The organism is Acidaminococcus sp. HCP3S3_G9_1, from assembly GCF_052122455.1.
Classification (GTDB): domain Bacteria; phylum Bacillota; class Negativicutes; order Acidaminococcales; family Acidaminococcaceae; genus Acidaminococcus.
The window spans coordinates 38,077-63,877 of sequence record NZ_JBQKCH010000011.1; the positions used below are offsets into that span (position 1 = coordinate 38,077).

Consider the following 25,801-nt stretch of genomic DNA (forward strand, 5'->3'; position numbering starts at 1 on the left):
GGGAGGTCGAAACCTATGAATCTGGAACCCTATGAAAAGGAACTGGAGAAACTGAATGCCTGTATCTGGGACTTTGCGGAACTGAAATTCCAGGAATTCCAGTCCGCCCAGGCTATGGAGGACCTGCTGGAGCGTCACGGCTTCCAGGTGACCCGGGGACTGGCCCACATGCCCACCGCCTTTGTGGCGGAATACGGCAGCGGGAAGCCGGTGATCGCCATCCTGGGAGAATATGATGCCTTGAGCGGTCTCAGCCAGGAAGACGGGATCTGGGAGGAGAAGCCCCGGGAAGGGAATCCCAACGGCCACGGCTGCGGCCACTGCCTTCTGGGCACGGCGGCAGTGGGGGCAGGCCTTCTCCTGAAGGATTACCTGGCCGCCCATCCCGGCCGGGGAACCGTACGGGTCTATGGATGCCCGGCGGAAGAAGGGGGCAGCGGCAAAACTTACCTGACCCGGGAAGGAGCTTTTGCTGACGTGGATGCAGCCCTTACCTGGCATCCCGGGACCCAGAACGAAGTGATGGTGGGATCCAACCAGGCCAACATCCAGGCGGCCTTCACCTTCCGGGGCCGGGCGGCCCATGCGGCGGCTGCTCCCCAGAACGGCCGGAGCGCCCTGGACGCGGTGGAACTTATGGATGTGGGAGTCAACTATATGCGGGAGCATATGGCGGATTATGATCGGGTCCACTATGCCATCCTGGATACCGGCGGGGTTTCACCCAACGTTGTACAACCCAAGGCGGAAGTGCTGTATCTGGTCCGCTCCCGGACCAATGAAGAGACCAAACGGCTGTATGACCGGGTGGTGAACATTGCCCGGGGGGCGGCTCTCATGACGGAAACGGAGCTGTCCGTCCGGTTCGACAAGGCAGTGTCCAACCTGGTGCCCAACCGGACCCTGGGAAAAGTGCTGCATGATGCCATGGTCCAGGTGGGCGCTCCCCTCCGTACGGAAGCAGAAAAAGCTTTCCTGAAGAAGTTCCAGGACCAGCTGGCTCCGGAACGGGTGTGGCAGGATCCCGGGATGGCGCCTTTCCCGGATCCGGAACTCCGGGAGGAACTGATCCGGAAGGACCCCACCGGAGCTTATATCCTGCCCTACCAGCCCACCAACGCGGTGGCCATGGGGTCTTCGGATACCGGGGATGTAAGTTATGTGACTCCTCTGGCCCAGTTTGCCGCCGCCTGCTTTGCCATCGGCACCAGTGCCCATTCCTGGCAGTGGGTGGCCCAGGACAAGGGCACCGTGGCCCTGAAGGGCTGCTTCTTCGCTGCCCGGGTGCTGGCGGAAGGGGCCCGGACCCTTTATGAACAGCCGGCGGTGCTGCAGGAAGCCCGGGCCGAACTGGAAAAGCGCATGGCCGGCCGCACTTACCAGTGTCCCATCCCTCCGGACGTGATGCCCAGAGGGTATGGAAAATAAGGGGGCTGCTGCAGAGACAGCAGCCCTTTACACAAAGGAGGCTGATACCATGTTTCGTCCCATGCGGCGATTCAAACAGGCCCTTCCGGAAGAGGAATGCCGGAAGGTGCTGGAAGAGGAAAAACGGGGGACTCTGGCTCTGGCCGGGGATGAGGGGTATCCCTATGCCCTGCCCATCAACTATTATTACCACCGGGAAACTGGCCGGATCTATTTCCACGGAGCCGGGGAAGGCCACAAGATCGATGCCATCCGGCGCTGTGACAAAGTGTCTTTCTGCGTCCACGATGCCGGAGTGAAGCTCCCGGGGGACTGGGCTTACACAGTCCGGTCGGTGATCGTGTTCGGCCGGCTCCATGTGCTGGAGGATCCGGAACGGGCCATGGCCCTTTTGCGGCAGATCGGCCTGAAATACTACCCTTCGGCGGAGGAAGTGGACCAGGTGATGGCCCGGGCGGCCAGCCGGGTGACCATGCTGGAACTGGTGCCGGAACACATTACCGGGAAACGGGTCCATGAAAAGTAAAAAAATCAGTCATTTTCTCCTCTTTTCTTTGTAAATATATTGACACCCTCCCTTTTTCCTCTTATAATGATATGAGCTGTCAAACGATTTACTTATTATAGATCTTGACGTATCTTTGGAGGCAAGGGAGGGTTAGGAACATGAAGAGAACTTTTCAACCGAATAACAATCGGAGAAAAAAGACTCATGGCTTCAGAGAAAGAATGAAGACTCTGGGTGGTAAACAAGTCTTGAAAAGAAGACGTGCAAAAGGCAGAAAGAGATTGTCTGCATAAAGATCAAGATAGGCCGCTCTTCGCGGCCTATTTTACTACAAGGCAGGTGCAGGACTTTGGAACAGAATGTTCCTCCAATGAAATATACCCAGGCCAACCGGGTCAAGTCCCACCAGCGGTTCCAGGAGGTCTATGAAAAAGGCCGTTCCTTTGCGGACCGGTACGGGGTCTTTTACGTGCTCCCTTCCGAAAACGGAGAGAACCAGCTGGGGACGGCTGTGGGCAAAAAGCTGGGACATGCTGTGCTGCGGAACCAGGTAAAGCGCCGGATGCGGGAGGTGTTCCGGAAGGAACAGGCCCGTCTGAAGGGGAAACACGCCATTGTCTGGGTAGCCCGTCATCGTCTGGCACACGCTCCCTATGAAGTTTACGAGGAAGTTTTCCGGCGGCTGGCCAGAAAGGCCGGGCTGCTGTAAAACCCCGGAGGGTCTATGAAAACAATTGCCATTGCCCTGATCCGTTTTTATCAGGTATGGATTTCTCCCTGTTTTCCGCCCCGGTGCAGGTTCGTACCCACCTGTTCCCAATATGCGCTGGAGGCAGTCCGGAAATACGGGTTCCTGAAGGGATCCTTTCTGGCTGTGAAGAGAATACTCAAATGTCATCCTTTCCACAAGGGAGGATATGATCCTGTACCGTAACGGACAGGAAGAAAAGGAGTCGAACTTTGGAAATTTTAAGCTCGTTTGTCCAACAGGTTGTGGCCCACATCTATGAACTGACCCGTCTTATCGGTGAACCCAGCTACGGCCTGGCCATCATCATCATGACCATCCTGATCAAACTGATCCTGTGGCCCCTTACCGCCAAACAGATTTCGTCCACCCGGGCCATGAGCCGGATCCAGCCCAAGATGAAGGAGCTGCAGGCCCGGTACAAGGATGACAAGGTGACCCTGAACCAGAAAATGTCCGAACTGTACAAGGCCGAAGGGGTGAACCCCCTGGCAGGCTGCCTGCCTCTCCTGATCCAGATGCCCATCATGATCGGGATTTTCTATGGCATCCGGGATTTCCAGTATGCAGGCCCCAGTTCCTTCCTGTGGATGCAGAGCATTGCGGATCCGGATCCCTATTACATCCTGCCCATCCTGTCCGCACTGACCACTTTTATCCAGTCCAAACAGACCATGCCGGCTTCTGACAATCCCCAGGGGAAGGTCATGCTGTATTTCATGCCCCTGTTCATCGGGTACATCAGCTTCAAGTTCCCGGCGGGCCTGGTGCTGTACTGGGTAGTCATGAACATTATGCAGATTGGACAGCAGTTCCTGCTGGACCGGAAGAAATAAGAAGACAAAACAGGTGCCTCGGGGCCTGTAAGGAGGCTTGAAGATGAACATGGTGGAAAAGACGGGCAAAACCGTCGAGGATGCAGTGAAGGCAGCGCTGGCCGAACTGGGCGTCAGCCGGGACCAGGCGGAGGTGGAAGTCCTGGAAGAATCCAAACCTTCCCTCCTGGGCCTGTTCGGAGGCCGGGATGCCAAAGTCCGGGTAACGGTGAAGGAAGCGGAACCGGAAGCTCCGGCGGCTCCGGAAGCAGCGGAAGCCCCTGTGGAGAAGACGGAAGCGGTTCCCCAGGAGGATGCCAAGGCTCCGGAGGACCGGGAAGAGGAACGGCAGGCGGCAGCAGCGGCAGCCAAGGCCTTCCTGGAAGAAATCTTCCGGGCCATGGGCATGGATCTGCTCATCGAAAAATTCATCAGCCGGAAGGATGAGGAAATCATCCTGAAGATCCACGGGGACGGCATCGGCGTGCTGATCGGCAAACACGGCCAGACCCTGGATGCCCTCCAGTACCTGACCAACCTGGCCGGGAACCGGGGACGGAAGAACTGGAACCGGATCATCCTGGATGCGGAAAACTACCGGGAACGCCGGCGGGAAACCCTGGAACGGCTGGCCCGGAACCTGGCGGACCGGGTGAAACGGACCCGGAAAAAAGCCATGCTGGAACCCATGAATCCCTACGAACGGAAGATCGTACACATGAGTCTCCAGAACGATCCGGCGGTGACCACTTACAGCGAAGGGGAAGAACCTTACCGGAAAGTGGTCATTGATTTGAAATAATGGAACTGCATGAGGGGGTGCTGCACATGAAAAGCGGATATGCAGCACCCCCGTCAATGGTCAATGGTCAGTGGCCGGATGATAAAATTTGCAGGCAAATTTTTTTGGATTGAATCAAACCTGGTCTTAAAATAGACAGTCATTGCTAGAGTAAGCACGATATGTTTTTGCATAATAAAAGAATCTGTCTGACAGGACAGATTCTTTCCTTCGGCAATTGACCATTGACAATTGACAATTGACAAGGGGTTGTTGCTCAGGCAACAACCCCTTTTTTTGGAGGAAAAAAAGATGGATGATACAATCAGTGCCATTGCCACTGCCCTGGGGGTGGGCTCCATCGGGGTGATCCGGATCAGCGGGCCCCACAGCCTGGCCATTGCAGACCGGCTGTTCGACGGCCGGGAAAAGCTGGGGAAGGAAAACGCTCGGAAGTTGTTGTACGGCCATATCCGGGACGGCAAAGGCCAGGTGGTGGATGAGGTGCTGGCAGTGTACATGCCCGGCCCCCATTCCTATACCGGGGAGGATGTGTGCGAGATCCAGTGCCACGGAGGACGGGAAGCCCTCCAGGAGATCCTGTCCCTGACCTTCCAGGCAGGGGCCCGGCCGGCGGAACCGGGGGAATTCACCAAACGGGCCTTTTTGAACGGCCGTCTGGACCTGGCGGAAGCGGAAAGCGTCATGGACATCATCAACGCCCGGAGCCGGCAGGCCCTGGCGGCAGCCAACCGGGGCCATCAGGGCGGTCTGTCCCGGCAGGTGAAGGCCCTGCGGAAGAAGCTCCGGGATCTGGTGGTCCAGCTGGAAGCCTGCATCGACTATCCGGAAGACGATATTGAAGAAGTGACCTATGACCGGACTGTGTCCATCCTGGAAGAAGGAAAACAGGCGGTGGAGACCCTGGTACGCCGGGGCACTGCCGGACGGATCCTCCGGGAAGGGCTGCGGACTGCCATTGTGGGCCGGCCCAATGTGGGGAAATCCAGCCTGCTGAACAGCCTGCTCCAGGCGGACCGGGCCATTGTTTCCAACATCCCCGGCACCACCCGGGACATCATTGAAGAACAGATGACCATCGGAGGGATCCCTCTGGTGCTCACCGATACTGCCGGGCTCCGGGACACCAGCGACCTGGTGGAAAAGATCGGGGTGGAACGGTCCCGGGCGGCCCTGGAAGATGCCCAGCTGGCCCTGGTGGTGCTGGACGGCTCCCAGCCGCTGGATCCGGAGGACCGGCAGCTGCTGGACAGCCTCCGGGACCGGAAGAAACTAATCCTGGTGAACAAGGCGGACCTGCCTCTGGCCCTGGACGTGGAAGCCCTCCGGAAAGCCTGTGGGGACAGGGATGTGATCGTCCTGTCCGTGAAGGAAGGCCGGGGCCTGGACCAGGTGGAACAGTGGCTCCGGGATTTCGTGTACGGGGAAGGCTCTGACAGCGAAAGCAGCAGCATGACCCAGAACGCCCGGCAGCAGAACCTGCTGGAAAAGGCCCTCCAGAGCCTGGAGGATGCCCTGACAGGGGCCCGGCAGCACCTGCCCTATGACTGTCTTACCATCGACCTGACCCAGGCCCTCCATGACCTGGGGGAGATCACCGGGGAAGATGTGCCGGATGAAATCATCGATGAGATTTTTGCCCAGTTCTGTGTGGGCAAGTAAAAGCGGAGGAAAACAGCATGATCGTAGTGGATCATTATGATGTGGTTGTTGTGGGAGCCGGCCATGCAGGGTGCGAAGCGGCTCTGGCAGCAGCCCGGATGGGACAGAAGACCCTTCTGGCTACCCTGTCCATGGACAATATCGCCCTGATGCCCTGCAACCCTTCCGTAGGGGGACCGGCCAAGGGACACCTGGTCCGGGAAATCGACGCCCTGGGCGGGCAGATGGGCCTGGCGGCAGATGAGGCCTGCATCCAGATGCGGATGCTGAATACCGGGAAAGGGTATGCGGTCCAGGCGCTCCGGGCCCAGGCGGACAAGCCTTTGTATCACACCATCATGAAGGAAGTGGTGGAAAACCAGGACAACCTGGATGTGAAGCAGCTGATGATCGACAAGCTGCTGGTGAAGAACGGCCAGGTCCAGGGGGTGGAAGCGGAAACCGGGGAAGTGTTCGAAGCGGATGCGGTGATCCTGTGCACCGGTACCTATCTCCGGGGGAAGATCCTCTACGGGGAAGTGGCCTACATGTCCGGCCCCATCGGCCAGCGGTCCGCCATGAAGCTTACCGGGTCCCTCCAGGAAGCGGGACTCCAGCTCATGCGGTTCAAGACCGGCACCCCTGCCCGGGTGGATGCCCGGACCCTGGACTACACCAAGATGGAACCTCAGTACGGGGATGAACGGGTCCGGAACTTCTCCTTCATGAGCACCATCACCACCCGGAACCAGGTGCCCTGCTATCTGACCTACACCAATCCCCGGACCCATCAGATCATCCGGGACAACCTGGACCGGAGCTGCATGTTCAACGGCATGATCGAAGGGGTGGGGCCCCGGTACTGCCCCAGCATCGAATCCAAGATCATCCGGTTCGCCGACAAGGACCGGCACCAGCTGTTCCTGGAACCGGAAGGGCTCCGGACCAACGAAGTGTATGTCCAGGGCATGAGCTCTTCCCTGCCGGCGGAGATCCAGGTGGCCTTCATGCAGACCATCCCGGGGCTGGAACACTGCAAGATGATGCGGGCCGGCTATGCCATCGAATATGACTGCCTGGATCCTCTCCAGCTGAAAGCCAACCTGGAACACAAGGCCATCAGCGGCCTGTTCAGTGCCGGCCAGGCCAACGGCACCAGCGGGTATGAAGAAGCCGCTGCCCAGGGCCTTATGGCCGGGATCAACGCAGCCCTGAAGCTCCAGGGGAAGAAGCCCCTGATCCTGAAACGGAGCGATGCCTACATCGGGGTGCTCATCGATGACCTGGTGACCAAGGGGACCACGGAACCCTACCGGATGATGACCAGCCGGGCGGAATACCGGCTGCTCCTCCGCCAGGACAATGCAGACCTGCGGCTGACCCAGAAGGGCCGGGATGCGGGGCTGGTCACCGATGAGCGGTATGACGCCTTTACGAAGAAGCGGGACATCATTGAACGGACCCTGGCCAATCTGTCCAAGATCAACCTGGCCCCCAGCGAGGAAAACCAGGAAAAGATCACCGGCCTGGGATCCACGGCCCTCCGGAGTTCCATCAATATGCTGGATCTCCTCCGGCGGCCGGAAGTGACCTATGAAAAACTGGCGGACGCCTTCGGCCTGGAAAAACTGCCGGTGGATGCGGCGGAACAGGTGGATGTGCAGGTGAAGTACCAGGGCTATATCCGGAAACAGAAACAGGAAGTGGAACGGGCCCTGAAACTGGAAGACAAGCTGCTGCCGGAGGACCTGGACTACAGCCGGATCCAGGAACTGTCTTCGGAAGCCATGGAGAAGCTCACCAAACAGCGGCCGGTATCCATCGGCCAGGCCAGCCGGATTTCCGGGGTATCCCCGGCGGACATCAGCGTGCTGATGGTGTATCTGGAGACCCAGCGGCGGAAGGGAGAAGAAGCATGAGTTACCGGGAAACACTGAAACAGGCGGCAGAGGCTGTCGGCTTCCCTCTTACGGAAGGACAGCTGGACCAGTTCCAGCAGTATGGGGACCTGCTGCTGGAAACCAACAAAAGCCTGAACCTGACCGCCATTACGGATCCGGAGGAAGTGGCGGTGAAGCATATGGTGGACTCCCTGCTGGTGTACAACCGGGAAGCCTTTCACAACCACACCATTGTGGACGTGGGAACAGGGGCCGGTTTTCCGGGACTGCCCCTGAAGATCTATGATCCGGGGATGCGGGTGACCCTTATCGATTCCCTCCAGAAACGGCTGAACTTCCTGGGTCAGGTGGTGGAGACCCTGGGCCTGGGGCAGGTCCGGCTGGTCCACGGCCGGGCGGAAGATGCCGGGAAGGATCCGGCTCTCCGGGAGAAATTCGATGTGGCGGTGGCCCGGGCGGTGGCGGCTCTGCCGGTGCTGGCGGAATACTGCCTGCCACTGGTCCGGGTAGGCGGAGTGTTCTACGCCATGAAGGGCAGCAAATACCAGGAAGAAGCGGATGCCGCCCGCCATGCAGTGGAAGTGTTGGGCGGAAAGATCCGGGAGGTCCGGCCGGTGCAGCTGCCGGGGCTCACAGACAAACGGGCCATCATCACCATAGAAAAAGTCCGCTCCACCCCGAAACAGTATCCCAGAAAAGCGGGGACGGCAGTAAAGAAGCCTTTGTAAGCGGCAAAAGAAAGGCAATGTTTCACGTGAAACATTGCCTTTTTTATAGTCGAGAGTCGGAAGTCTGAAGTCTGGAGCCTCAGGAAAGGATCTGCCTGGTTGGGCGGATCCTTTCGATTATATAGAACCGGACTCGAAATCGACCCGGGATATCATTTTGCCCAAAGGTTCTACACATTCAAAAATTTGCCTGCAAATTTATCCTTCGGCTCCTGACTTCAGACTCCGGACTTGAGCCGCCATGCGGCTCTACAGCTTGGGATTGTTGCACAGAACGTGCAACAATCCCATTTGTCACACAAACGTAACTTCTTTATGATATCCTAGGGGAGATACAACCGGAAGGAGGCTCCATCATGAACAAAAAAATTGCAGCTGCGGTACTTTCCGCCTATCTGCTGGGGGCAGGTACCGCTGCCCTGCCGGCTCAGGCCTTTGACCTGGGATCCGTGCTGAAACTGGGAGGCATCAGCTACCTGGTCAGCCGGTTCGGCGGGGAGATCAACACCTTCATCAACAAACTGACTCTCCAGAAAGGCCTGGATACCCACTACGCCACCAAAGTGGTGCCCATTCTCAGTATGGGCAGCGGAAGCTATATCGGGGCCGTCCAGGTGGTGGGCCCCAAAGCTCAAGTGGACAAGGTAAAAGCCGTGGGACAGCTGGAAGGAAAATTCCTCAGCGTGGCCCGGGTCAAGGCCATGATCCCCATCGACGCCACCAGCATCACCAACATCAACCGGGTTGACGGAGTGGGCGTGGGAGCCATTGTGGATTTTAAGCTGTGATAAGGTGTGAAAAGCAGGCTTTTCACACCGTCAATAGTCAATTGACCATTGACAATTGACATGGGGACAGCTTTTTGTCCCCCCCCAAAAAAATCGGAAAGGAATGATACCATGATCGACTCCCAAAAAATCACCAACCGTTTCCTGAACTACGTTTCTTTCGATACCCAATCCAGCGAAGAAAATGACCGAGAACTGCCCAGCACACCGGGCCAGATGGTGCTGGCCAGATTCCTGGCGGAAGAACTGAAAAGTCTGGGGCTTACGGATGTGTCCCTGGATGGCCAGGGGTATGTAATGGGCACCCTGCCGGCCACAGAAGGGATCACCGGTTCCACCGTGGGATTCATCGCCCATATGGACACCAGTCCGGAAGCTTCCGGCAAGGACGTGAAGCCCCTCCTGGTCCGGAACTATGACGGAAAAGACATCCTGTTGAACCGGGACAAACAGATCCTGTTTTCCACGGAAGATTTCCCGGAGGTCAAAAAGTACCGGGGCCAGGATATCCTGTTCACCGACGGCACCACCCTTTTGGGGGCGGACGACAAAGCCGGGGTGGCGGCCATTGTGACGGCTCTGGAATATTTCCGGGACCATCCGGAAATTCCCCACGGGACTCTCCGGGTGGGCTTTACCCCTGATGAGGAAACCGGCCGGAGCTCCTCTGCCTTCGATGTGGCAAAATTCGGGGCGGACTTTGCCTATACCGTGGACGGGGGCGAACTGGGAGGCCTGGAATATGAGAACTTCAACGCGGACAATCCGGTGATCACCTTCCACGGCCGCAGCGTCCACACTGGCTCCGCCAAAGGGAAGATGAAGAATGCCCTGACCCTGGCCATGGAATGGCAGCAGGCCCTGCCTGCCGGGGAAAAGCCGGAATATACCGAAGGGTACGAAGGATTCTTCCATGTACACAAGATCACCGGGGATGTGGAGACCTGCAAAATCCACATGCTGATCCGGGACCATGACAAAAAGCATTTTGAGGAACGGAAAGCCTTCCTGGACCGTCTGGCCGCTTTCCTGAATGAAAAGTACGGGGCCGGCAGCGTGGAAGTGGAGCATCGGGACATGTACTTCAACATGGGGGAAAAGATCCGGGACGGACACATGGCCGTAGTGGAACTGGCCAAAGAGGCCATGGAAGCCGTTGGGGTCACTCCGTCGGTGGATCCCATCCGGGGCGGCACCGACGGAGCCCGGCTGTCCTGGCGGGGTCTGCCCTGCCCCAACCTGTTCACCGGAGGAGCCAATTTCCACGGCCGGTTCGAATACCTCCCCATCCCCAGCCTGGTGAAAGCCTGTGAGACGGTGGTGGAAATCGGGAAGAGAGGATACAGGGTTTAGGGCCGTAAAACCGCATGAGGTTGTTGCTGCTATGTGCAACAACCTCATTTCTATGTTACAATATCCTACAGTGTCCCAAAAAGAAACGAAAGGAGTGGACCCTATGACCCGAGTCATTGCCGTGGCCAACCAGAAGGGCGGGGTGGGGAAGACCACCACCAGCATCAGCCTGGCGGCCTGTCTGGCGGAAAGCCGGAAAAAGACCCTGCTGGTGGACCTGGATGCCCAGGGAAACGCCACCAGCGGTCTGGGTATCGATAAAAGCAGCCTGGCCTGCTGCATGTACGATGTGCTGATCAACAATACGGAGCTGGACAGCATCATCCAGCCCACTGCCTGGAAGAACCTGTGGGTGGCTCCCGCCACCATGAACCTGGCAGGGGCGGAAATCGACCTGATCGAAAAGAAGAATCCCGCCAATGCCCTGAAGAAGCATCTGTCCAAAATAAAAGACAATTATGAATACGTAATCATCGACTGTCCTCCTTCCCTCAGTTTCCTGACGGTGAATGCCCTGACGGCGGCGGATGGAGTGCTGGTTCCCATCCAGTGCGAATTCTATGCCCTGGAAGGGGTGACCCAGCTGCTGGCTACGGTGGACCGGATCCGCCAGTCCACCAATCCGGACCTGGCCATTGAAGGGATCGTCATGACCATGACCGACAGCCGGACCAACCTGTCCAATGATGTGGTGGGCCAGGTGAAGGAACATTTCCCGGATCTTCTGTTCAAGACCATGATCCCCCGTTCCGTACGGCTGGGAGAGGCGCCCAGCTACGGCCAGCCCATTACGGTGTACGATCCCCACGGGAAGGCGGCAGAGGCTTACAGGAGCCTGGCAAGGGAGGTGAAGCGCCGTGGCCGGTAAGAAAGGCGGTCTGGGCATGACGGGCCTGGACAAGATGTTTGGAGGGCGCAGGACCAAGGCACCGGCTCCCAAACCGGTGGTGGAAGAAAAGAAAGCCGGGGAAACCGTAGGGGAAGTGGCCCTGAAGAATCTGAAGCCCAATCCCTACCAGCCCCGGAAGACCTTCGATCCGGACAAGCTCCGGGAACTGGAGGAAAGCATCCGGCAAAGCGGGGTGATCCAGCCTCTCATCGTCCGGAAAAAAGGCCGGCAGTATGAAATCGTGGCCGGAGAACGGCGCTGGCGGGCGGCCAAAGCCGCCGGGCTCACCAAAGTGCCGGTGGTGGTCCGGGAATACGATGACGGTGCCATGATGGAAGTGGCCCTGGTGGAAAACATGCAGCGCAGCGATCTGGATCCCATGGAAGAGGCCCGGGGCATCCAGAACCTGATGGAAAGCCTGGGGCTCACCCAGGAGGAGGCTGCGGCCAAGCTGGGGAAGAGCCGGGCTGCGGTGGCCAATGCCCTGAGGCTGCTGAAACTGCCTCCTGAGGCGGCGGAAATGGTCTCTGCAGGCAAACTTACCCCCGGCCAGGTACGGCCGCTCCTGGGACTGGATGCGCCGGAGAAAATCACGGAACTGGCCCGGAAGGCAGCGGAAGGAGGCTGGTCCGCCCGGGTGGTGGAAGAAGTGGCCAAGGCGGAACGGGAAGGGAAGCCCTGGCATCTGTATTTCCAGACGGAAGAGGACCTGATTCCTCCGGAAAAACCGGAAAAACAGAAGAAGGGCGGTAAGAAAGCCGCCGGCAGGGAAAGCCAGCCCCAGGATACGGATACCCATGCCTTCCAGGAAAAACTGATCCAGTATCTGGGGACCCGGGTGAAGATAGAACCGTTCAAAAAGGACAGAGGAGGACGGATCCTCATCGAATACTACGGGCCGGAAGATCTGGAACGGCTCTATGATCTGCTGAAAGGGCCGGAAAAAAACGTCGGCCGGAAAAAAACCGGCCGCTTTACCGTGTAGGAGGCGGCTATGGTGGGAATGGGAACGGTTGTGAATGTGGCCGCCATTGCAGGAGGCAGTCTGATCGGTCTTTTGGTGGGCCGGGGAATCAAGGAAAAATACCAGGAAACCGTAATCTACGGACTGGCTTTGTGTGTCATTGTACTGGGGATCCAGATGGCTCTCCAGGGGCAGCACATCCTGCTGACCATCATCAGTCTGGTGGTGGGCTCCATCCTGGGAGAAGCCCTGGGTATTGAGGAAAAACTGGAACAGGTGGGAACCCTCCTGGCTGAAAAATTCCAAAAATCCCGGAAGAAGGGGGATGCCGGGACGGACGCCTTTGTGGAAGGGTTCCTGAACGCCAGTCTGCTGTACTGTGTAGGGGCTATGGCCATTGTGGGGTCCATCCAGGACGGGCTGTCCGGGGATCCCACCACCCTTTACACCAAGGCGCTGATCGACGGTCTCAGCGGCATTATCTATGCTTCCAATTTTGGGGTCGGTGTCCTGTTCTCGGCTCTGTCCGTTGGGGTTTATCAGGGAATCCTTACCGCTCTGGCAGGATTCCTGGGGCCCTGGATGAGCCAGCTTGTGGTCCAGGAAGTTGCCGCCTGCGGCGGACTGATGATCCTGGGGATCGGCATCAACATGACTAAACTGTTGAAGATCCGGGTGGGAAACATGCTGCCGGGGCTGTTGGTGGTCGGCGTGGCTGCCGGAATTTTTTTCTAAAAACCCTTGCATTATTTGGACAAGTAGCGTATAATACAATTTATCGGGATTATAGCTCAGTTGGTTAGAGCGCATCGCTCACATCGATGAGGTCTACGGTTCGAATCCGCATAATCCCACCAATTGAAAATGAAAAGAAGCTGTTGCTCCGGCAACAGCTTCTTTTTTTATTTGTGCCAAAAGAAAAAAGAGGAAAAGGGCGGTGGGTTGGCAGCCGCGGGTTTCCTCCTTCAGCTGTTGACCATTGACTGCTGATCGGAGGCTGCTGCCTCTGCAGCCGCCTCCTCCCCTTTTTCCTGTAAACTCCTGCACTTTTTTTATGCACTTTCCCCGTTAAGGCTGTTTTTTCCATTCCAAAACCGTTCTTCCTCTTGTTCCACGGGCCTTTCGGTGTTACACTCCTTCTGGAAACACAGTTTTTTACTCTATCGGAAATGAGGTCTTGCCATGTACACTTCTCAACTGAAACATTCCCTGGCTGCCGGGGCGGTTGTACTGGTCCTGGGCACTGCCGGCCTGGGGGCTGCCGCTCCTGCTGACGAAGGATCCGTCCAGATCCCCAACCCCATTGTCAGTTATGGAACCTATGGATCCGCCGCCCGTGTCCTGGGGTTTGCACCACTGACCCTTAGCCTGGATTCGGGGTACGCTCCAGATGGATTTTCCGTAATCGGAGGACGGTTCGCAGACTTGTCTTTTCTTCGTCTGGGACAGCCAGAGACCAAGGTGAGGATCCGCACAGGCTTGAAAAAAGAGATAAACAAAGAAGAATTAAGTGGAATATATGGAAAAGAATGGCATAAGCAACGTATAAATGAGACAAATGCGGAAATTGCCCAGCTGGGCCCCCAATCCTACGCAGCCCGCTGGGAAACCGGGAACTATGTGTTCGCTGTCCAGGGAGAGGGGATGGAACCGGCAGCCTTCCGCAGCCTCCTGGCCAACAGCCTGGTGGAAGATACGGAACACTATTTCATCTCCATGGAAAAGAATCCAGAGAAAAACGAAAAGAAATCCATTTACAGCAGTTTGTAAAAAAAGGGGGGTGTGAAAAAATTCACATCTCCTTTCTCAATTCCCTGGGAACCCACAGGGTCCGGTCAAACTGAGGCAGCCACTGATGGGTTTTGTGGCTGTAGGTGCGGATCAGGATCTTTTCCGGGTACAGGTACAGGGAATTGGTCCATACCTGTTTTCCGTCCCAGGTGGGGTTGTACACATCCAGGATGGCTGTACCGGCAATCTGGTTCACCGGATTGGAAAAACTGGGATTTTTGGGAGAAGTATGGGTATGGCCGGAAACCCACAGGAGGATCTGGGGATTGGCCCGGAGCAGTTTGCCTATGGCTTTGGCCGGCTGGACATAATTCCGGGGTTTGTCCAGTTTGCTGCCGGGGACCATGGTTCCGGTGACAGGGGCATGACAGAAGATCAGGGTGGGTTCCTGCCGGTGGTCTTTCAGTTCCTTTTTCAGCCAGTCCAGCTGTTCTTTGGACAGTTCCACTGCATATTTGCTTTCCAGGGTATCCGGGGACAGGAACAGCAGGAAGTAGGGGCCCAGTTTCCGGGAATGATACAGGGGACCAAAGTCCTTTTCATACTGTTGCATATGGAGACCCCGTTCGTAGGAATCTGCCGGAACCAGTTTTCCGGTGCTGGACAGATCCCGGTGGTAGATGATTTCGTGGTTCCCGGCCAGGAATTCCTTGGGCTTTTTCAGATGATCCGTCAGCTTCCGGGCCAGTTTGTAATCTGCCGGGCTGCCGGTTTTCTGGACCATATCCCCGGTAAAGACGCACAGGTCCACATCCTGCCAGCGGTTGATGTCCCGGACCGCCTGTTCCTTGTTGTGGATCTTCCGGGTCCGGACGTCCGGCTTTTGGGATTTGCTCCCATAATGGATGTCACTGAGGATCACCACCCGCTGGTACCGGCGGGCCTCCGCGGTGGGGGCCAGGACCTCCATGGGCAGCAGACAGGCCAGGACCGTCAGCAAGGCGGTCATCGAAAGCCAAAATTTTTTATACATGGGGAACACTCCTTTCAGACAGGACCCATTATAGCAGTTTTCCAGGATGCTGCAGAGCAGCACAGGCATGGTGTGAAATCGTTTGCAGGAGAAAAACGGAAAAAGATAAAAAATGGAAAAAAGCCGAAGGAGCGCATCAATACTAGGTAAGTCCTGAAAATTGCAATGCAAAAAATTGCGGAACTGTCAGAAAATATTGACGGGGAACCGGAAAACATGATATAAAATAGCCAAGGTTGATGCAAACGATTGCAGAGACAAGCGAAAAATATAAGATCATTTTCAGGAGGTTTTCACCATGGCAAAAGTAAAGAACTTCAAGACCATTTTCCCGGCGGTATCCGTTCCTCTGAATGCTGATTATTCCATCAACGAACCGGAATTCAGAGCGTACCTGCGCTGGATCAAATCCTTCTACAACAAAGGCATCGAAGGCCTGGTCTGCAACGGCCATACCGGCGAAGTCACCGGCCTGACCCGGGAAGAACGGAAACGGGTTACGGAAATCTGTGCGGAAGAATGCGGGGATGTGATGACCATCATCTCCGGGGTCAACTGTGAAAATACCGAAGGCGCCATCGAAATGGCCAAAGATGCCAAAGACGCCGGGGCTGACGGGATCCTGCTGATGCCTCCTCATATGTGGCTGCGTTTCGGGATGAACCCCAAAGCTCCCTTCCAGTTCGTGAAAGACGTGGCTGACGGTGCCGACATCGACATTATCATCCATCTGTATCCGGCCACCAGCAAAGCCTTCTATCCGGTGGAAACCCTGATCAAGATGGTCAAGGAAATCCCCCATGTAAAGGCCATCAAGATGGGCACCCGTGTCACCGCCATCTACGAACATGATGTCCGTGAACTGCGGAAAGCCTGCCCGGATGTATCTCTGATCACCTGCCATGACGAAACCCTGTGCGTATCCTGGTTCCCTGGCATGGACGGCGCTCTCATCGGGTTTGCCGGCTGCGTGCCTGAACTGATCACTGCAGCCTGGAACGTCTTCAAGGATCCAGCCAACCACACCCTGAAGGAAGCCCAGGATGCTTCCAACAACATCTACCCCATCAGCCAGGCCATTTACGGCGGCGGCCAGCCTTCCGGTGAAGCCCATGCCCGCCTGAAGGAAGCTCTGGTACAGCGGGGCGTATTCACCAGCGGCCTCATGCGGAAACCGGTGCTGCCTCTGGACCAGGAAGAAAAAGACTGGGTGGCAGAAGGTCTGAAAAAGAGCGGCCTGCCTAAAGTGGATATGAAACCGTTTGAAAAATAAACAAACCCATCCTCCTAAAACAGGCGAAAACAATCCCTTTTAACGGATTGATTCAATCCACCCTTCTTACCTTCTATAAAGGAAACTGCAAAGCGGCTGCTCATCCAATGACGGGCAGCCGCTTTATTATCAGCAAAGGAATACACAATGGAAACAACAATCAATAAACAACTCGGATTCGACCCGGCGACAGTCAAACGGCTGACTGCCCTGGAAATCCTCAAACGGATCGGCCCCGGGATCATCCTGGCCGGGGTGGTGGTGGGGCCGGGAGCCATTACCACCGCAGCCATGCTGGGTTCCAGCTATGGGTACAGGATGCTGTGGCTGTTCATTCCCATTTTCATCATGAGCATTACCTTTATGCTTACCTGTTACAGGCTGGCCATGCTTACCGGGATGCCTCTGCTCCACGGCATCCGGCATTATTATGGCAAAGGAGCAGCGGCCTTTGTAGGCATCTGCCTGTTCTTTTCCTGCCTGTTTTTCACTTTTGGGAACATTTCCGGCAGCGGGGCAGGGATGAATCTGCTGTTTGGGGTGGACTGGAAGGTGGGAGCGCTGATTATGCTGGCACTATTGCTGGGGCTGTATTTTTCCAAGGACACCTATTCCAAAATCGAAAAAGGGGTGATGGTCTGTATCCTGGGCATGATCGTGGCGTTTTATGCCACGCTGTACGCTTCCGGGGGACCGGATCCCCAGGGCTTTTTCCAGGGAATCATCCACTGGGGATTTCCGGAAGGGAGTGTCCTAAGCTCTCTGGCCTTTCTCAGCACCCATGCGTCCATTACCGCCGGGATTTATGGAACGTATCTGGGGGCAGAGAAAAAATGGAAGAAGCAGGATCTGTTCAATGGGACCATGCTGTCCGATGCCTGTGCCCATGTCCTGACGGTCATCCTGATTTCCGGGGCCATTGTGACCGTGGGAGCCATTGTGCTCCACCCCAGGGGCCTTCAGATCAGCAGTCCGGTACAGATGGCCGGGATGCTGGAACCGGTCCTGGGAAGCAAAGCCCGCTATGTGATGGGGGCAGCGCTGCTGGGATCTGCGTTTTCCGCTCTTATGGGGAACACCCAGCGGGGAGTGGTGCTGCTGAACGCCGGAATGGACTGGGAAGTGAGCCTGGAAAGCAAACGGGTCCGGTGGAGCTGCGTGGCCTGCCTGCTGCTGGGGGTGGCTGTGTGCTTTGCCTACAGTGGGTCTCCCACCCAGCTGATTTTCCTGGCCAACCTGGCCACCAGTATCGGAACGCCTACAGCCGGTCTGTTCGTTACATTGATGATCTGGCGGAAAGACGTCCAGGCCGGCCTGAAGCCGCCCCGGCTGCTCCAGATTGCCATGACTGTATGCTATCTGTTCACCACGGCCTTGACAGTATACAGCTTCGGTTCAAAATTTATGTAAAAAAGGGAGCTGTGAAAAAAAGATTTCTCATTTTTTCACAGCTCCCTTGGTCCGCCCGCATCCAGTGACCAGTGAGAAGAGGCCAGTGACAGGGGTGTTGCACACAACGTGCAACACCTTTTTTCATCCAACTCATGTCCTACAATGGTTGCACAACAGTTGTATCAGGTGCTTTCCCGCTCGATCAGTACCGAATCATAGACCACATGCTGGATGGCCACGGCACTCCGATCCTTGGCTTCGATCTGTTCCAGCACCAGCTGGGCGGCTTTCCGGCCGATTTCCCGGGCGGGCATTTCCAGAGTGGTCATGGTGGTTTCCAGCATACTGCCGATTTCGTGACCGGTCAGACTGATGATCCGCACATTTCTGGGGACCTTTTTCCCTGCTTCCTTCAGGGCCCGCATGGCTCCGATCCCCTGGGCATCCATGGCCGCCAGGATGGCGTCCAGTTCCGGATGCTCCTGGAGCATCTGCCGGGTGGCCTGGTAGCCATATTCCAGGGAATTGGTGAAACCTTTGGCTTCGGAGGTGATCTCTTTCAATCCCAATTCCTCCAGGGCCTCCTTATAGCCCTGATACCGGAATTTATAGGGAGACAGTTTCAAAGAACCGGTTATGAGACCGGGATGGCGGCTGCCTTTGGCATACAGGTACTTTACCGCTTCGTAGCCGCATTTTACATAGTCCACGGTAACACTGGACAAGGTATCGTCCTGGATCCGGATCACCTGGGTCACCGGGATCCCGGAGGCCTGGATGTCCCGGACCAGTTTTTTGTTCTTGCCGGTGCCTGCCAGCAGGATCCCGTCCACCAGGCCGTTCCGCAGCCGGCTGAGGCCGTCTTTTTCCATCTGAGGGTCATCTTCCGTGCTGCACAGCAGTGTGGCGTATCCCTGGTCACGGGCCGCCTCCTCGATGGCCTGGGCCACGGTGGAGAACACTGTCAAGTGGAGCCGGGGAACCACCACTCCGATGGTGTGGCGTTTGCCCTGGCGCAGACCTTTGGCCAGCAGGTTGGGCCGGTAGCTGAGCTTTTCCACGGCGGCCATGATCCGGGCTTTGGTTTCCGCGTGGACACAGGGATTGTTGTTCAGGGCCCGGGAGACCGTGCTTACGTCCACACAGGCCAGCCTGGCCACGTCTTTCAGGGTTGGCATGGGTTTCCCTCCTTTCCGGACGGACCTTTTCGGACTGCGTCTGGATTTTTTTCTATTTCCGCTGATTTCTGAAAACGTTTGCAGATAAGAAATACATATCATACCTGGTGAAAAAAGTCAATAAAAAGCTGAAAAAGCCCGTGAATACTGATTATATAGTGCTGCTCACCCTGCAAGAAATTGCAGAAGTATCAGAAAACATTGACGGAAACAGGAGGAAAATGCTATAAAATAACCAGAAATAATGCAAACGATTGCAAGCAGCTGCCCCAAACAATCCCAAATTACCCGCTGCCGTCGGCCGGGAACCGGCAGCAGCGGACATGGACAAGGAGAAGGTATTATGTACATTGAACATTTGGGCTTTGACCCGGAGACGGTTCCCAAATTGACTTTTCTGCAGATGCTGAAGCGGATCGGTCCCGGCATCGTGCTGACCGGGGTGGTCATAGGCCCGGGAGCCATTACCACCGCCTCCATGCTGGGGGCCAACTATGGCTATGACATGCTGTGGCTGTTCATCCCCATTTTCATCATGGGCATCACCTTCATGCTGACCTGCTACCGGATCACCATGCTCACCGGACTGCCCATCATCCACGCCATCCGGCATTTTTACGGAAAAGCCGCAGCTGCTTTTGTAGGCTGCTGTCTGTTCCTGGCCTGCCTGTTTTTCACTTTTGGGAACATTTCCGGCAGCGGCGCCGGCATGAACCTGCTTTTCGGCATCAACTGGAAGATCGGATCCCTGATCATGATTGCCATCCTGCTGGCCATGTATTTTGCCAAGAATACCTATTCCAAAGTGGAAAAGGGAATCCTGCTGTGCATCCTGGCCATGATCGCCGCCTTCTACGCCACCCTGTATGTAGCCGGGGGACCGGAATGGGGCGGGTTCTTCCGGGGTGTTACCCACTGGGGCTTCCCCAACGGCAGCATCCGCCACTCCCTGGCGTTTATCAGCACCCATGCGGCCATTACCGCCGGGGTCTACGGCACCTACCTGGGAGCGGAAAAGAAATGGAACAAAAAGGACATGTTCAACGGCACTATGCTGGCGGACGCCATTGCCCATGTGGTGACGGTGATCCTGATTTCCGGGGCTGTGGTGCTGGTAGGGGCCATCGTCCTCCATCCTCAGGGACTGCGGATCAAATCCCCTGTCCAGCTGGCGGATATGCTCCGGCCCTTCCTGGGCAGCTATGCCAACCTGGTCATGGGACTGGCTCTGTTGGGAGCCGCTTTCTCCAGCCTGCTGGGGAATACCCAGCGGGGCGTGGTGCTGCTGAACGCAGGGCTGGACAAGGATGTGAGCCTGGAAAGCAGACTGGTCCGGTGGAGCTGTACCGCCTGCATCGTGTTCGGGACGGTGATCTGCTTCCTGTACAACGGGTCTCCCACCCAGCTGATCTTCATTGCCAACCTGGCCACGGCCATCGGTACCCCCACCGCCGGGTTCTTCGTTACCCGGATGATCTGGCGGAAAGACGTGAACGAAGGGCTGAAACCGCCCCGGCTCCTCCAGATTTCCATGACCATCTGCTACCTGTTCGCCCTGGGCATGACCATCTACGCACTGGTGGCGAAGTTGTAAAGAGGTGGGGTGAAAATCACCCCACACCCCCCGTTTTTGTTGCCAACTTCCTTTTCATCCGGTAATATAATATAGAAAACAACTGGGAAAAGGAGCGATCGTATGGGAAAATACAACTTTGACCGGATCATCGACCGGAAGGGCACCAGCTGCCTGAAATATGATTTTGGGATGAAACGGAAGGGGCGGACGGATCTTTTGCCCATGTGGGTGGCAGATATGGATTTCGCCCTGCCGGAAGAGATCCTGGAAGACTTCCACAAACGGATCGACCACGGGATCTTCGGTTACACGGATCCGGACGCCGAATATTTCACCGCCCTGGACCGGTGGTTCTCCCTTCACCACGGATACCACATCCAGCCGGAATGGGTGACCCTGGGCTGCGGAGTGGTCTTTGGCCTGGCCACCGGGGTCAAGGCCTTTACCGAACCGGGGGATGCCGTGCTGATCCAGCAGCCGGTGTACTACCCCTTCCGGGAAGTGATTGAAGACAATGGACGGAAATTCATCAACAGTCAGCTCCATTACGAAAACGGAAAATATACCATTGACTTCGCTGATTTCGAGCAGAAAATCCTAGAGAACCAGGTAAAGGTATTCCTGCTGTGCAGTCCCCACAACCCGGCAGGACGGGTGTGGACCAAAGAAGAACTGACCCGGCTGGGAGATATCTGCCTGAAGCACGGGGTGATCATCCTGGACGACGAGATCCACTGCGACTTTGTCTATGCGCCCCACCATTTCACCAGCTTCCTGGCCCTGGATGAAAAGTACAGAGACAATCTGGTTGTTTTCAACTCCCCCAGCAAAACCTTCAATGTGGCGGGACTCCAGCCCGGGAACATCATCATCCCCAATAAAGAACTCCGCCGGAGATACCGGAAGGCCAACGCCGCCGCCGGCTACAGCCAGGGCAGCATCATGGGCCAGGTGGCAGTGAAGAGCTGCTATACCAAAGGGGATGCATGGGTGAAGGAACTGGTGGAATACATTGCCGGGAACATTGCCTGGGTACGGGATTTTGTGAAGGAAAACCTTCCCAAAGCCACCTTTGTGGAACCGGAAGGCACCTATCTGGTGTGGATCGACTTTTCCGGCTACGGGCTCTCCGATGAGGAACTGGAGCACCTGGTGGTGGATGAAGCCAAACTGTGGCTGGATTCCGGGAAGATCTTCGGACCGGCTACCTCCCAGTTCGAACGGTTCAACATGGCTTGTCCCCGTGCCACCGTGGAAAAGGCCTTCCACCAGCTGAAAGACGCACTGGAGGAAAAGGGGCTTTAAAAAAGAAAATTCTCTGTCTTGTAAAATAATATACTCTAAAGTATTATACTCTAGAGTATATTATTTTTTTATAAACAGGATAAAAAACAGGGCAGAAAGGAGGAAGAAAACCTATTATGAACATGACAAAACTCACTCTGGCTCCCCAGCAGAAACAGCAGCTGAACCTGTATCTGGTCCAGCAGATGAAGCTGCTCCAGCTGGGAGCTCTGGAAATGGAACAGTACATCCAGGAGGCGGTGGAAGCCAATCCTCTGCTGGACTTTCCCGGGGAAGGGACGGCTCCGGACTGGCGGGAGACGGCGGGAGAACAGAGGCGGGACCGGACCGTCCGGGACCGGGAGGATGATTCCCTGCCGGACCCGGTAGCCAATGCAGGCCGGCAGGAAAAGACTCTCCAGCAGGTGGTGGAGGAACAGGTGGGGTGTCTGCGGCTTTCCGGAGCAGAACGGCACCTGGCCTTTTACATAGCCGGGACTCTGGACAGCCGGGGCTGGTGGACGGAAAGCGTCCCGGATACTGCCCGGGCCTTCGGGGTCACGGAAGAAAAGGTCCGGAAGGTGCTGGGGCTGATCCAGCAGCTGGAACCGGCTGGGGTGGGAGCCCGGGATCTGTCCCAGTGTCTGCTGCTCCAGCTGGAAAACCAGGGGAAAGAGGCGGACCTGGCCCGGAAAATCGTCCGGGAAGGACTGGATCTCCTGGGGCAGAACCAGATCCCGGCTCTGGCCCGGAAATTCCGTTGCACCCAGGAAGAAGTCCTCAAAGCCCGGGAACGGATCCGGGCTCTGGATCCCAAGCCCGGCAGCCGGTATGCTGCCAGTGGACCGGTGGTCTATCAGCGGGAAGACGTATGGGTGGAAGATACGGGAAAAGAGCTTCAGGTGACAGTCCATGATCCCTGGGGCCGGAAATTCATCCTGAACCAGGCGTACATGGACTGGGGCCGGAACCAGGGAACCCAGGTGAAATCCTATTTGAAGGAACAGCTGATAAAAGCCCGGCAGCTTCAGCAGCTGCTGAAGGAACGGCATCAGACCCTGCTCCTGGTGTTCCAGGCTCTGGTGACTCACCAGGAAGCCTTTTTCCGGCTGGGTCCCGGCCACCGGAAGCCTTTGAAGCTGGCGGATCTGGCGGAAGATACAGGACTGTCCCTGTCCACGGTGAGCCGGGCCCTCCAGCACAAGATCCTGGGGTGCCGGTGGGGCAGCTTCACCGCCGGCAGTTTCCTCCAGGGTCAGGCGGCCTCCCGGGAAGAGGGCCAGGTGACGGAAGAGAAGCTCCAGCAGCTGATCCGGGAACTGATCAACGGAGAAGACAAGCACCACCCCCTCAGCGACCAGGCTCTCTGCAGGGCCCTGGAACGACAGGGCATCCAGGTGGCCCGCCGGACTGTGAACAAATACCGGATAAAGATGGGAATCGGGGATAAAAGTGCCAGAAGGGAGTGGTGAGTGGCAGGGGCTGCTGTATGGGCAGCAGTCTTCCTTAAATTATCTCAAATTCCGTAAAATTATTTACAATTTACCCCTGAACAAAACATCTAAATGTGAACTGAATGTGAAGTACTATACATGAACAATACATGAGTTATAATAAAGACAGTTCGGAAATAGCCGAACAAAAAAGGAGGGGTTCTTATGGGAATGAATGGTAAAATGGAAACGATGGCTCGCACGGAAGCCGGCAGCGTAGAAGAGAAGATCCTGGAACTGTTCGCTCCCAGCCTGTCCGGAAGCGATGTCCCCAGCCTGAAAGACTGGGATCCCATGGGGTATTTCGATTTCGAGTAAACGGAACCGGTCCCTGGCATGATGGCAAGAAAGTAGGAGGGATGGATCATGGGAATGACAGCGAAAAGCGGTTACGAAATGACGAAAAAAGTGGAAGGGTTGCTGGATATCCTGACATTGGGTGTCCTGGCCACCAGTAAAGCGAAATCCAAAGTCACCGGGTATGAAGTAGAAATACCGGGGATGGTAAGACGGGAATTTCGGGTATAAAAAATAAGGTGTGCTGCAGAAAAAACTGCAGCACACCTTATTTTTTATACCGGCCATTGACAATTGACCATTGACCGCTGACAAAAAAAGGGGCCTGCGCCCCTTTTTTTATTTCGTCGCCTTATCCGCTGCCGCTTTCACCAGGGCCTGGAAAAATTTCAGGGACACTTTGGTGTCGCAGTAGTCTTTGGCGTCTTTTTTGTTGATCAGCACCTGTTTCAGGTCGTTTTCCGGATGGAACTGGAGAGCCACCGTAAAGGTGTTCTTGGGATATTCCACCCCTTCGATGATGGAAATGCCATTGTAGGTAGTTTCTGCCGTCTGGACCAGATCCGTTCCGGTGATGCTGCCGATAGCCTGATGGTGCCAGGAAGAAACGTTCTTCAGTTCATCAGCTCCCACGATTTCCCGGAGATGGGAATGGGCCGGCAGGATGTGCACATCATGACGGGCATAATCCCGGTTGGGGGTTCCCGGAGGCATCCGGTGGAAGTCGTCATGATAGGTCTTCCCCTGTTCCTTGTAGTAATCCGTCAGATCCTGGATCATTTTGGCTCCGGAGACAACCCCCAGCATCTGTTCGCTGCGGCATACATCCAAAGTAGGGATGTTGTTGGCCAGGCAGTAGGCCTGGAGGGTATAGTCGGAAATATCCCGGGTGGCGTTGATCCCTTCCCCGTGGTTCTTTTCCTTTTCCGCATCTTTGTACAGGGACGGGCTGATGTCCTCTCCGCCGGTACCGAAGACCCCGTCCACACCCTGCATCACCGTGGCGATGTTGGTTTTGGCAAAGTCTTTGGCTTTGATCTTGTTGGCGTATTTCTGCTTCAGCATGCCGGATTTTTCCAGGGCAGATTTGTCCACGGCACCGTCGCTGTCATATTTCACATCCGTGCTTTTGATCTGGCCCAGTTCCACCGGAACCCCGCCGGCCAGTTCGATGATCTTTTTGAAGGCCGCATAATCCTGTTTGTTGCTCTTCCAGGAAATCCCGATCACCGGTTTCCCTCCCACCATGGCATGGACATCATAGGCCATCCCCAGGGAGAAACTCAGGGATAGGGCAGTTACCGCAAGGACTTTTTCCAGTTTCTTCAGCTTCATGGACATGCACTTCCTTTTTTAGAATGGTTCCGGATTCATAATGAACAGAACAAGGTCAGTGTAGCTGATTATTCACAAAAAGTCAAAAAATATGTGAATGGTTCGTAAAGAAATGTTAAACTTGTTAGGAATGATACAGGAAAATAAGTATAAGCGTCTGCTTATACTGAACTATTTTTATAAGTAAAGATGTGCAGTTCGGAAATTAAAGCTGCTGCAGGGCTGCTGTCCCCCTTGCATTCCTTTCCTCTACCCGGTACAATACGGTCAAAAGAGACAAAAAGGAGCGAGACACCATGATCCTGTTTTATGGAAGTGAAATCTGTATCGACTGCCGGAATACCCTGGCCATCCTGAAGGCCCGGAATCTGGAGGACAAGTTCCGGTTCATCGACATGACGGCGAATACTGACAATATGAAAGACTTCCTTACCCTCCGGGACCGGGAAGCTGCCTTTGCCCCGGCCCGGGAAGGGGCAAACGGCCGTTCCTTCATTGGCATCCCCGCCTTTGTAAACGAAGAGGGAAAAGTCACCCTGGACCTGGACCAGGCCCTGGCCTGGCTGGGCCAGCCGGCGGTGAAGGAAGCGGAGATTGTGGAGAGGTAAGCCGGATAAAAATCCTGCTGGCAGGCTGAAAAGGAA

27 protein-coding genes and 1 tRNA gene are annotated in these 25,801 nt (G+C 56.1%); 25 read left to right on the forward strand and 3 right to left on the reverse strand.

What is annotated here, in order from left to right; translation table 11 throughout:
- Positions 1-15 precede the first annotated feature (15 nt).
- From ACTQY1_RS07920 to ACTQY1_RS08000, 17 genes are all read left to right on the forward strand, one after another.
- The gene (locus ACTQY1_RS07920; protein WP_288310329.1) at positions 16-1,428 is read left to right on the forward strand and encodes an amidohydrolase; all 1,413 of its coding nucleotides are present in this window, start codon (positions 16-18) and stop codon (positions 1,426-1,428) included.
- Positions 1,429-1,477: 49 nt separating this feature from the next.
- The gene (locus ACTQY1_RS07925; RefSeq protein ID WP_154487992.1) at positions 1,478-1,954 is read left to right on the forward strand and encodes a pyridoxamine 5'-phosphate oxidase family protein; all 477 of its coding nucleotides are present in this window, start codon (positions 1,478-1,480) and stop codon (positions 1,952-1,954) included.
- A gap of 140 nt (positions 1,955-2,094) precedes the next feature.
- The gene (gene rpmH / locus ACTQY1_RS07930; RefSeq protein WP_075579283.1) at positions 2,095-2,229 is read left to right on the forward strand and encodes a 50S ribosomal protein L34; all 135 of its coding nucleotides are present in this window, start codon (positions 2,095-2,097) and stop codon (positions 2,227-2,229) included.
- 77 nt (positions 2,230-2,306) lie between these two features.
- Positions 2,307-2,645 carry a ribonuclease P protein component gene (gene rnpA, locus ACTQY1_RS07935; RefSeq protein WP_022488038.1) on the forward strand — a complete coding sequence of 113 codons (339 nt, stop codon included), beginning with the start codon at positions 2,307-2,309 and terminating at the stop codon, positions 2,643-2,645.
- 15 nt (positions 2,646-2,660) lie between these two features.
- Positions 2,661-2,870: a membrane protein insertion efficiency factor YidD gene (gene yidD, locus ACTQY1_RS07940; RefSeq protein ID WP_022488037.1), complete on the forward strand. Its 210-nt coding sequence runs from the start codon at positions 2,661-2,663 to the stop codon at positions 2,868-2,870.
- Between the two features lie 26 nt (positions 2,871-2,896).
- Positions 2,897-3,520, forward strand: a complete 624-nt coding sequence (locus ACTQY1_RS07945; RefSeq protein WP_022488036.1) for a YidC/Oxa1 family membrane protein insertase — start codon at positions 2,897-2,899, stop codon at positions 3,518-3,520.
- 43 nt (positions 3,521-3,563) lie between these two features.
- A complete protein-coding gene (jag, locus tag ACTQY1_RS07950; RefSeq protein WP_288310325.1) occupies positions 3,564-4,301 on the forward strand; it encodes an RNA-binding cell elongation regulator Jag/EloR in 738 nt (245 codons plus the stop codon).
- 291 nt (positions 4,302-4,592) lie between these two features.
- Complete coding sequence (mnmE, locus tag ACTQY1_RS07955; RefSeq protein WP_022488034.1) at positions 4,593-5,963, forward strand: tRNA uridine-5-carboxymethylaminomethyl(34) synthesis GTPase MnmE; 1,371 nt, start codon at positions 4,593-4,595, stop codon at positions 5,961-5,963.
- Positions 5,964-5,980: 17 nt separating this feature from the next.
- The gene (mnmG, locus tag ACTQY1_RS07960; RefSeq protein WP_022488033.1) at positions 5,981-7,861 is read left to right on the forward strand and encodes a tRNA uridine-5-carboxymethylaminomethyl(34) synthesis enzyme MnmG; all 1,881 of its coding nucleotides are present in this window, start codon (positions 5,981-5,983) and stop codon (positions 7,859-7,861) included.
- Positions 7,858-8,571: a 16S rRNA (guanine(527)-N(7))-methyltransferase RsmG gene (gene rsmG / locus ACTQY1_RS07965; RefSeq protein WP_441368989.1), complete on the forward strand. Its 714-nt coding sequence runs from the start codon at positions 7,858-7,860 to the stop codon at positions 8,569-8,571. The genes mnmG and rsmG overlap by 4 nt, the downstream gene beginning before the upstream one ends.
- A 356-nt stretch (positions 8,572-8,927) precedes the next feature.
- Positions 8,928-9,359: a hypothetical protein gene (locus ACTQY1_RS07970; RefSeq protein ID WP_022488031.1), complete on the forward strand. Its 432-nt coding sequence runs from the start codon at positions 8,928-8,930 to the stop codon at positions 9,357-9,359.
- A gap of 111 nt (positions 9,360-9,470) precedes the next feature.
- Complete coding sequence (pepT, locus tag ACTQY1_RS07975; protein WP_441368990.1) at positions 9,471-10,712, forward strand: peptidase T; 1,242 nt, start codon at positions 9,471-9,473, stop codon at positions 10,710-10,712.
- Positions 10,713-10,815: 103 nt separating this feature from the next.
- Positions 10,816-11,580, forward strand: a complete 765-nt coding sequence (locus tag ACTQY1_RS07980) for a ParA family protein (protein WP_441368991.1) — start codon at positions 10,816-10,818, stop codon at positions 11,578-11,580.
- Positions 11,570-12,586: a ParB/RepB/Spo0J family partition protein gene (locus ACTQY1_RS07985; protein ID WP_441368992.1), complete on the forward strand. Its 1,017-nt coding sequence runs from the start codon at positions 11,570-11,572 to the stop codon at positions 12,584-12,586. Before ACTQY1_RS07980 ends, ACTQY1_RS07985 begins: the two co-directional genes overlap by 11 nt.
- Positions 12,587-12,595: 9 nt before the next feature.
- Entirely contained in the window at positions 12,596-13,300 is a 705-nt protein-coding gene (locus tag ACTQY1_RS07990; RefSeq protein WP_441368993.1) for a DUF554 domain-containing protein, read from the forward strand.
- 45 nt (positions 13,301-13,345) lie between these two features.
- Positions 13,346-13,422, forward strand: a tRNA-Val gene (locus tag ACTQY1_RS07995).
- A 325-nt stretch (positions 13,423-13,747) separates the two neighbouring features.
- A complete protein-coding gene (locus tag ACTQY1_RS08000; protein WP_441374034.1) occupies positions 13,748-14,335 on the forward strand; it encodes a hypothetical protein in 588 nt (195 codons plus the stop codon).
- 22 nt (positions 14,336-14,357) lie between these two features.
- Here ACTQY1_RS08000 and ACTQY1_RS08005 read toward each other — a convergent pair whose 3' ends face one another.
- Positions 14,358-15,329: a metallophosphoesterase family protein gene (locus ACTQY1_RS08005; protein WP_441368995.1), complete on the reverse strand. Its 972-nt coding sequence runs from the start codon at positions 15,327-15,329 to the stop codon at positions 14,358-14,360.
- A gap of 298 nt (positions 15,330-15,627) precedes the next feature.
- Here ACTQY1_RS08005 and ACTQY1_RS08010 point away from each other — a divergent pair, with 298 nt between their 5' ends.
- Entirely contained in the window at positions 15,628-16,602 is a 975-nt protein-coding gene (locus ACTQY1_RS08010; RefSeq protein WP_302574950.1) for a dihydrodipicolinate synthase family protein, read from the forward strand.
- Between the two features lie 147 nt (positions 16,603-16,749).
- Entirely contained in the window at positions 16,750-18,012 is a 1,263-nt protein-coding gene (locus ACTQY1_RS08015) for an Nramp family divalent metal transporter (RefSeq protein ID WP_022488023.1), read from the forward strand.
- A 164-nt stretch (positions 18,013-18,176) separates the two neighbouring features.
- Here the strand turns inward: ACTQY1_RS08015 and ACTQY1_RS08020 are convergent, their stop codons facing one another.
- The gene (locus ACTQY1_RS08020) at positions 18,177-19,172 is read right to left on the reverse strand and encodes a LacI family DNA-binding transcriptional regulator (protein WP_022488022.1); all 996 of its coding nucleotides are present in this window, start codon (positions 19,170-19,172) and stop codon (positions 18,177-18,179) included.
- A 343-nt stretch (positions 19,173-19,515) separates the two neighbouring features.
- Here ACTQY1_RS08020 and ACTQY1_RS08025 point away from each other — a divergent pair, with 343 nt between their 5' ends.
- The 5 genes from ACTQY1_RS08025 to ACTQY1_RS08045 all read left to right on the forward strand — a co-directional run bounded on the left by ACTQY1_RS08025 (position 19,516) and on the right by ACTQY1_RS08045 (position 24,053).
- On the forward strand, positions 19,516-20,766 hold the full coding sequence (locus tag ACTQY1_RS08025; RefSeq protein WP_288310310.1) for an Nramp family divalent metal transporter: 1,251 nt from the start codon (positions 19,516-19,518) through the stop codon (positions 20,764-20,766).
- Between the two features lie 102 nt (positions 20,767-20,868).
- A complete protein-coding gene (locus tag ACTQY1_RS08030; RefSeq protein WP_022488020.1) occupies positions 20,869-22,053 on the forward strand; it encodes a MalY/PatB family protein in 1,185 nt (394 codons plus the stop codon).
- A 116-nt stretch (positions 22,054-22,169) separates the two neighbouring features.
- Positions 22,170-23,504, forward strand: a complete 1,335-nt coding sequence (rpoN, locus tag ACTQY1_RS08035) for an RNA polymerase factor sigma-54 (RefSeq protein WP_022488019.1) — start codon at positions 22,170-22,172, stop codon at positions 23,502-23,504.
- Positions 23,505-23,690: 186 nt separating this feature from the next.
- Positions 23,691-23,843 carry a hypothetical protein gene (locus tag ACTQY1_RS08040; protein WP_022488018.1) on the forward strand — a complete coding sequence of 51 codons (153 nt, stop codon included), beginning with the start codon at positions 23,691-23,693 and terminating at the stop codon, positions 23,841-23,843.
- 48 nt (positions 23,844-23,891) lie between these two features.
- Entirely contained in the window at positions 23,892-24,053 is a 162-nt protein-coding gene (locus tag ACTQY1_RS08045; RefSeq protein WP_022488017.1) for a hypothetical protein, read from the forward strand.
- A 108-nt stretch (positions 24,054-24,161) separates the two neighbouring features.
- Here the strand turns inward: ACTQY1_RS08045 and ACTQY1_RS08050 are convergent, their stop codons facing one another.
- Complete coding sequence (locus tag ACTQY1_RS08050) at positions 24,162-25,157, reverse strand: gamma-glutamyl-gamma-aminobutyrate hydrolase family protein (protein ID WP_229778445.1); 996 nt, start codon at positions 25,155-25,157, stop codon at positions 24,162-24,164.
- Positions 25,158-25,453: 296 nt separating this feature from the next.
- Between ACTQY1_RS08050 and ACTQY1_RS08055 the strand changes: the two genes are divergently transcribed.
- Positions 25,454-25,765 carry a hypothetical protein gene (locus ACTQY1_RS08055; protein WP_022486605.1) on the forward strand — a complete coding sequence of 104 codons (312 nt, stop codon included), beginning with the start codon at positions 25,454-25,456 and terminating at the stop codon, positions 25,763-25,765.
- The last annotated feature ends 36 nt before the right edge of the window (positions 25,766-25,801 follow it).

Coding starts and splice junctions, on each gene's coding strand:
- ACTQY1_RS07920 (WP_288310329.1), top strand. CDS start 16: ATGAATCTGGAACCCTATGAAAAGGAACTGGAGAAACTGAATGCCTGT.
- ACTQY1_RS07925 (WP_154487992.1), top strand. CDS start 1,478: ATGTTTCGTCCCATGCGGCGATTCAAACAGGCCCTTCCGGAAGAGGAA.
- rpmH (WP_075579283.1), top strand. CDS start 2,095: ATGAAGAGAACTTTTCAACCGAATAACAATCGGAGAAAAAAGACTCAT.
- rnpA (WP_022488038.1), top strand. CDS start 2,307: ATGAAATATACCCAGGCCAACCGGGTCAAGTCCCACCAGCGGTTCCAG.
- yidD (WP_022488037.1), top strand. CDS start 2,661: ATGAAAACAATTGCCATTGCCCTGATCCGTTTTTATCAGGTATGGATT.
- jag (WP_288310325.1), top strand. CDS start 3,564: ATGAACATGGTGGAAAAGACGGGCAAAACCGTCGAGGATGCAGTGAAG.
- mnmE (WP_022488034.1), top strand. CDS start 4,593: ATGGATGATACAATCAGTGCCATTGCCACTGCCCTGGGGGTGGGCTCC.
- mnmG (WP_022488033.1), top strand. CDS start 5,981: ATGATCGTAGTGGATCATTATGATGTGGTTGTTGTGGGAGCCGGCCAT.
- rsmG (WP_441368989.1), top strand. CDS start 7,858: ATGAGTTACCGGGAAACACTGAAACAGGCGGCAGAGGCTGTCGGCTTC.
- ACTQY1_RS07970 (WP_022488031.1), top strand. CDS start 8,928: ATGAACAAAAAAATTGCAGCTGCGGTACTTTCCGCCTATCTGCTGGGG.
- pepT (WP_441368990.1), top strand. CDS start 9,471: ATGATCGACTCCCAAAAAATCACCAACCGTTTCCTGAACTACGTTTCT.
- ACTQY1_RS07980 (WP_441368991.1), top strand. CDS start 10,816: ATGACCCGAGTCATTGCCGTGGCCAACCAGAAGGGCGGGGTGGGGAAG.
- ACTQY1_RS07990 (WP_441368993.1), top strand. CDS start 12,596: ATGGTGGGAATGGGAACGGTTGTGAATGTGGCCGCCATTGCAGGAGGC.
- ACTQY1_RS08000 (WP_441374034.1), top strand. CDS start 13,748: ATGTACACTTCTCAACTGAAACATTCCCTGGCTGCCGGGGCGGTTGTA.
- ACTQY1_RS08005 (WP_441368995.1), bottom strand. CDS start 15,329: ATGTATAAAAAATTTTGGCTTTCGATGACCGCCTTGCTGACGGTCCTG.
- ACTQY1_RS08010 (WP_302574950.1), top strand. CDS start 15,628: ATGGCAAAAGTAAAGAACTTCAAGACCATTTTCCCGGCGGTATCCGTT.
- ACTQY1_RS08015 (WP_022488023.1), top strand. CDS start 16,750: ATGGAAACAACAATCAATAAACAACTCGGATTCGACCCGGCGACAGTC.
- ACTQY1_RS08020 (WP_022488022.1), bottom strand. CDS start 19,172: ATGCCAACCCTGAAAGACGTGGCCAGGCTGGCCTGTGTGGACGTAAGC.
- ACTQY1_RS08025 (WP_288310310.1), top strand. CDS start 19,516: ATGTACATTGAACATTTGGGCTTTGACCCGGAGACGGTTCCCAAATTG.
- ACTQY1_RS08030 (WP_022488020.1), top strand. CDS start 20,869: ATGGGAAAATACAACTTTGACCGGATCATCGACCGGAAGGGCACCAGC.
- rpoN (WP_022488019.1), top strand. CDS start 22,170: ATGAACATGACAAAACTCACTCTGGCTCCCCAGCAGAAACAGCAGCTG.
- ACTQY1_RS08040 (WP_022488018.1), top strand. CDS start 23,691: ATGGGAATGAATGGTAAAATGGAAACGATGGCTCGCACGGAAGCCGGC.
- ACTQY1_RS08045 (WP_022488017.1), top strand. CDS start 23,892: ATGGGAATGACAGCGAAAAGCGGTTACGAAATGACGAAAAAAGTGGAA.
- ACTQY1_RS08050 (WP_229778445.1), bottom strand. CDS start 25,157: ATGAAGCTGAAGAAACTGGAAAAAGTCCTTGCGGTAACTGCCCTATCC.
- ACTQY1_RS08055 (WP_022486605.1), top strand. CDS start 25,454: ATGATCCTGTTTTATGGAAGTGAAATCTGTATCGACTGCCGGAATACC.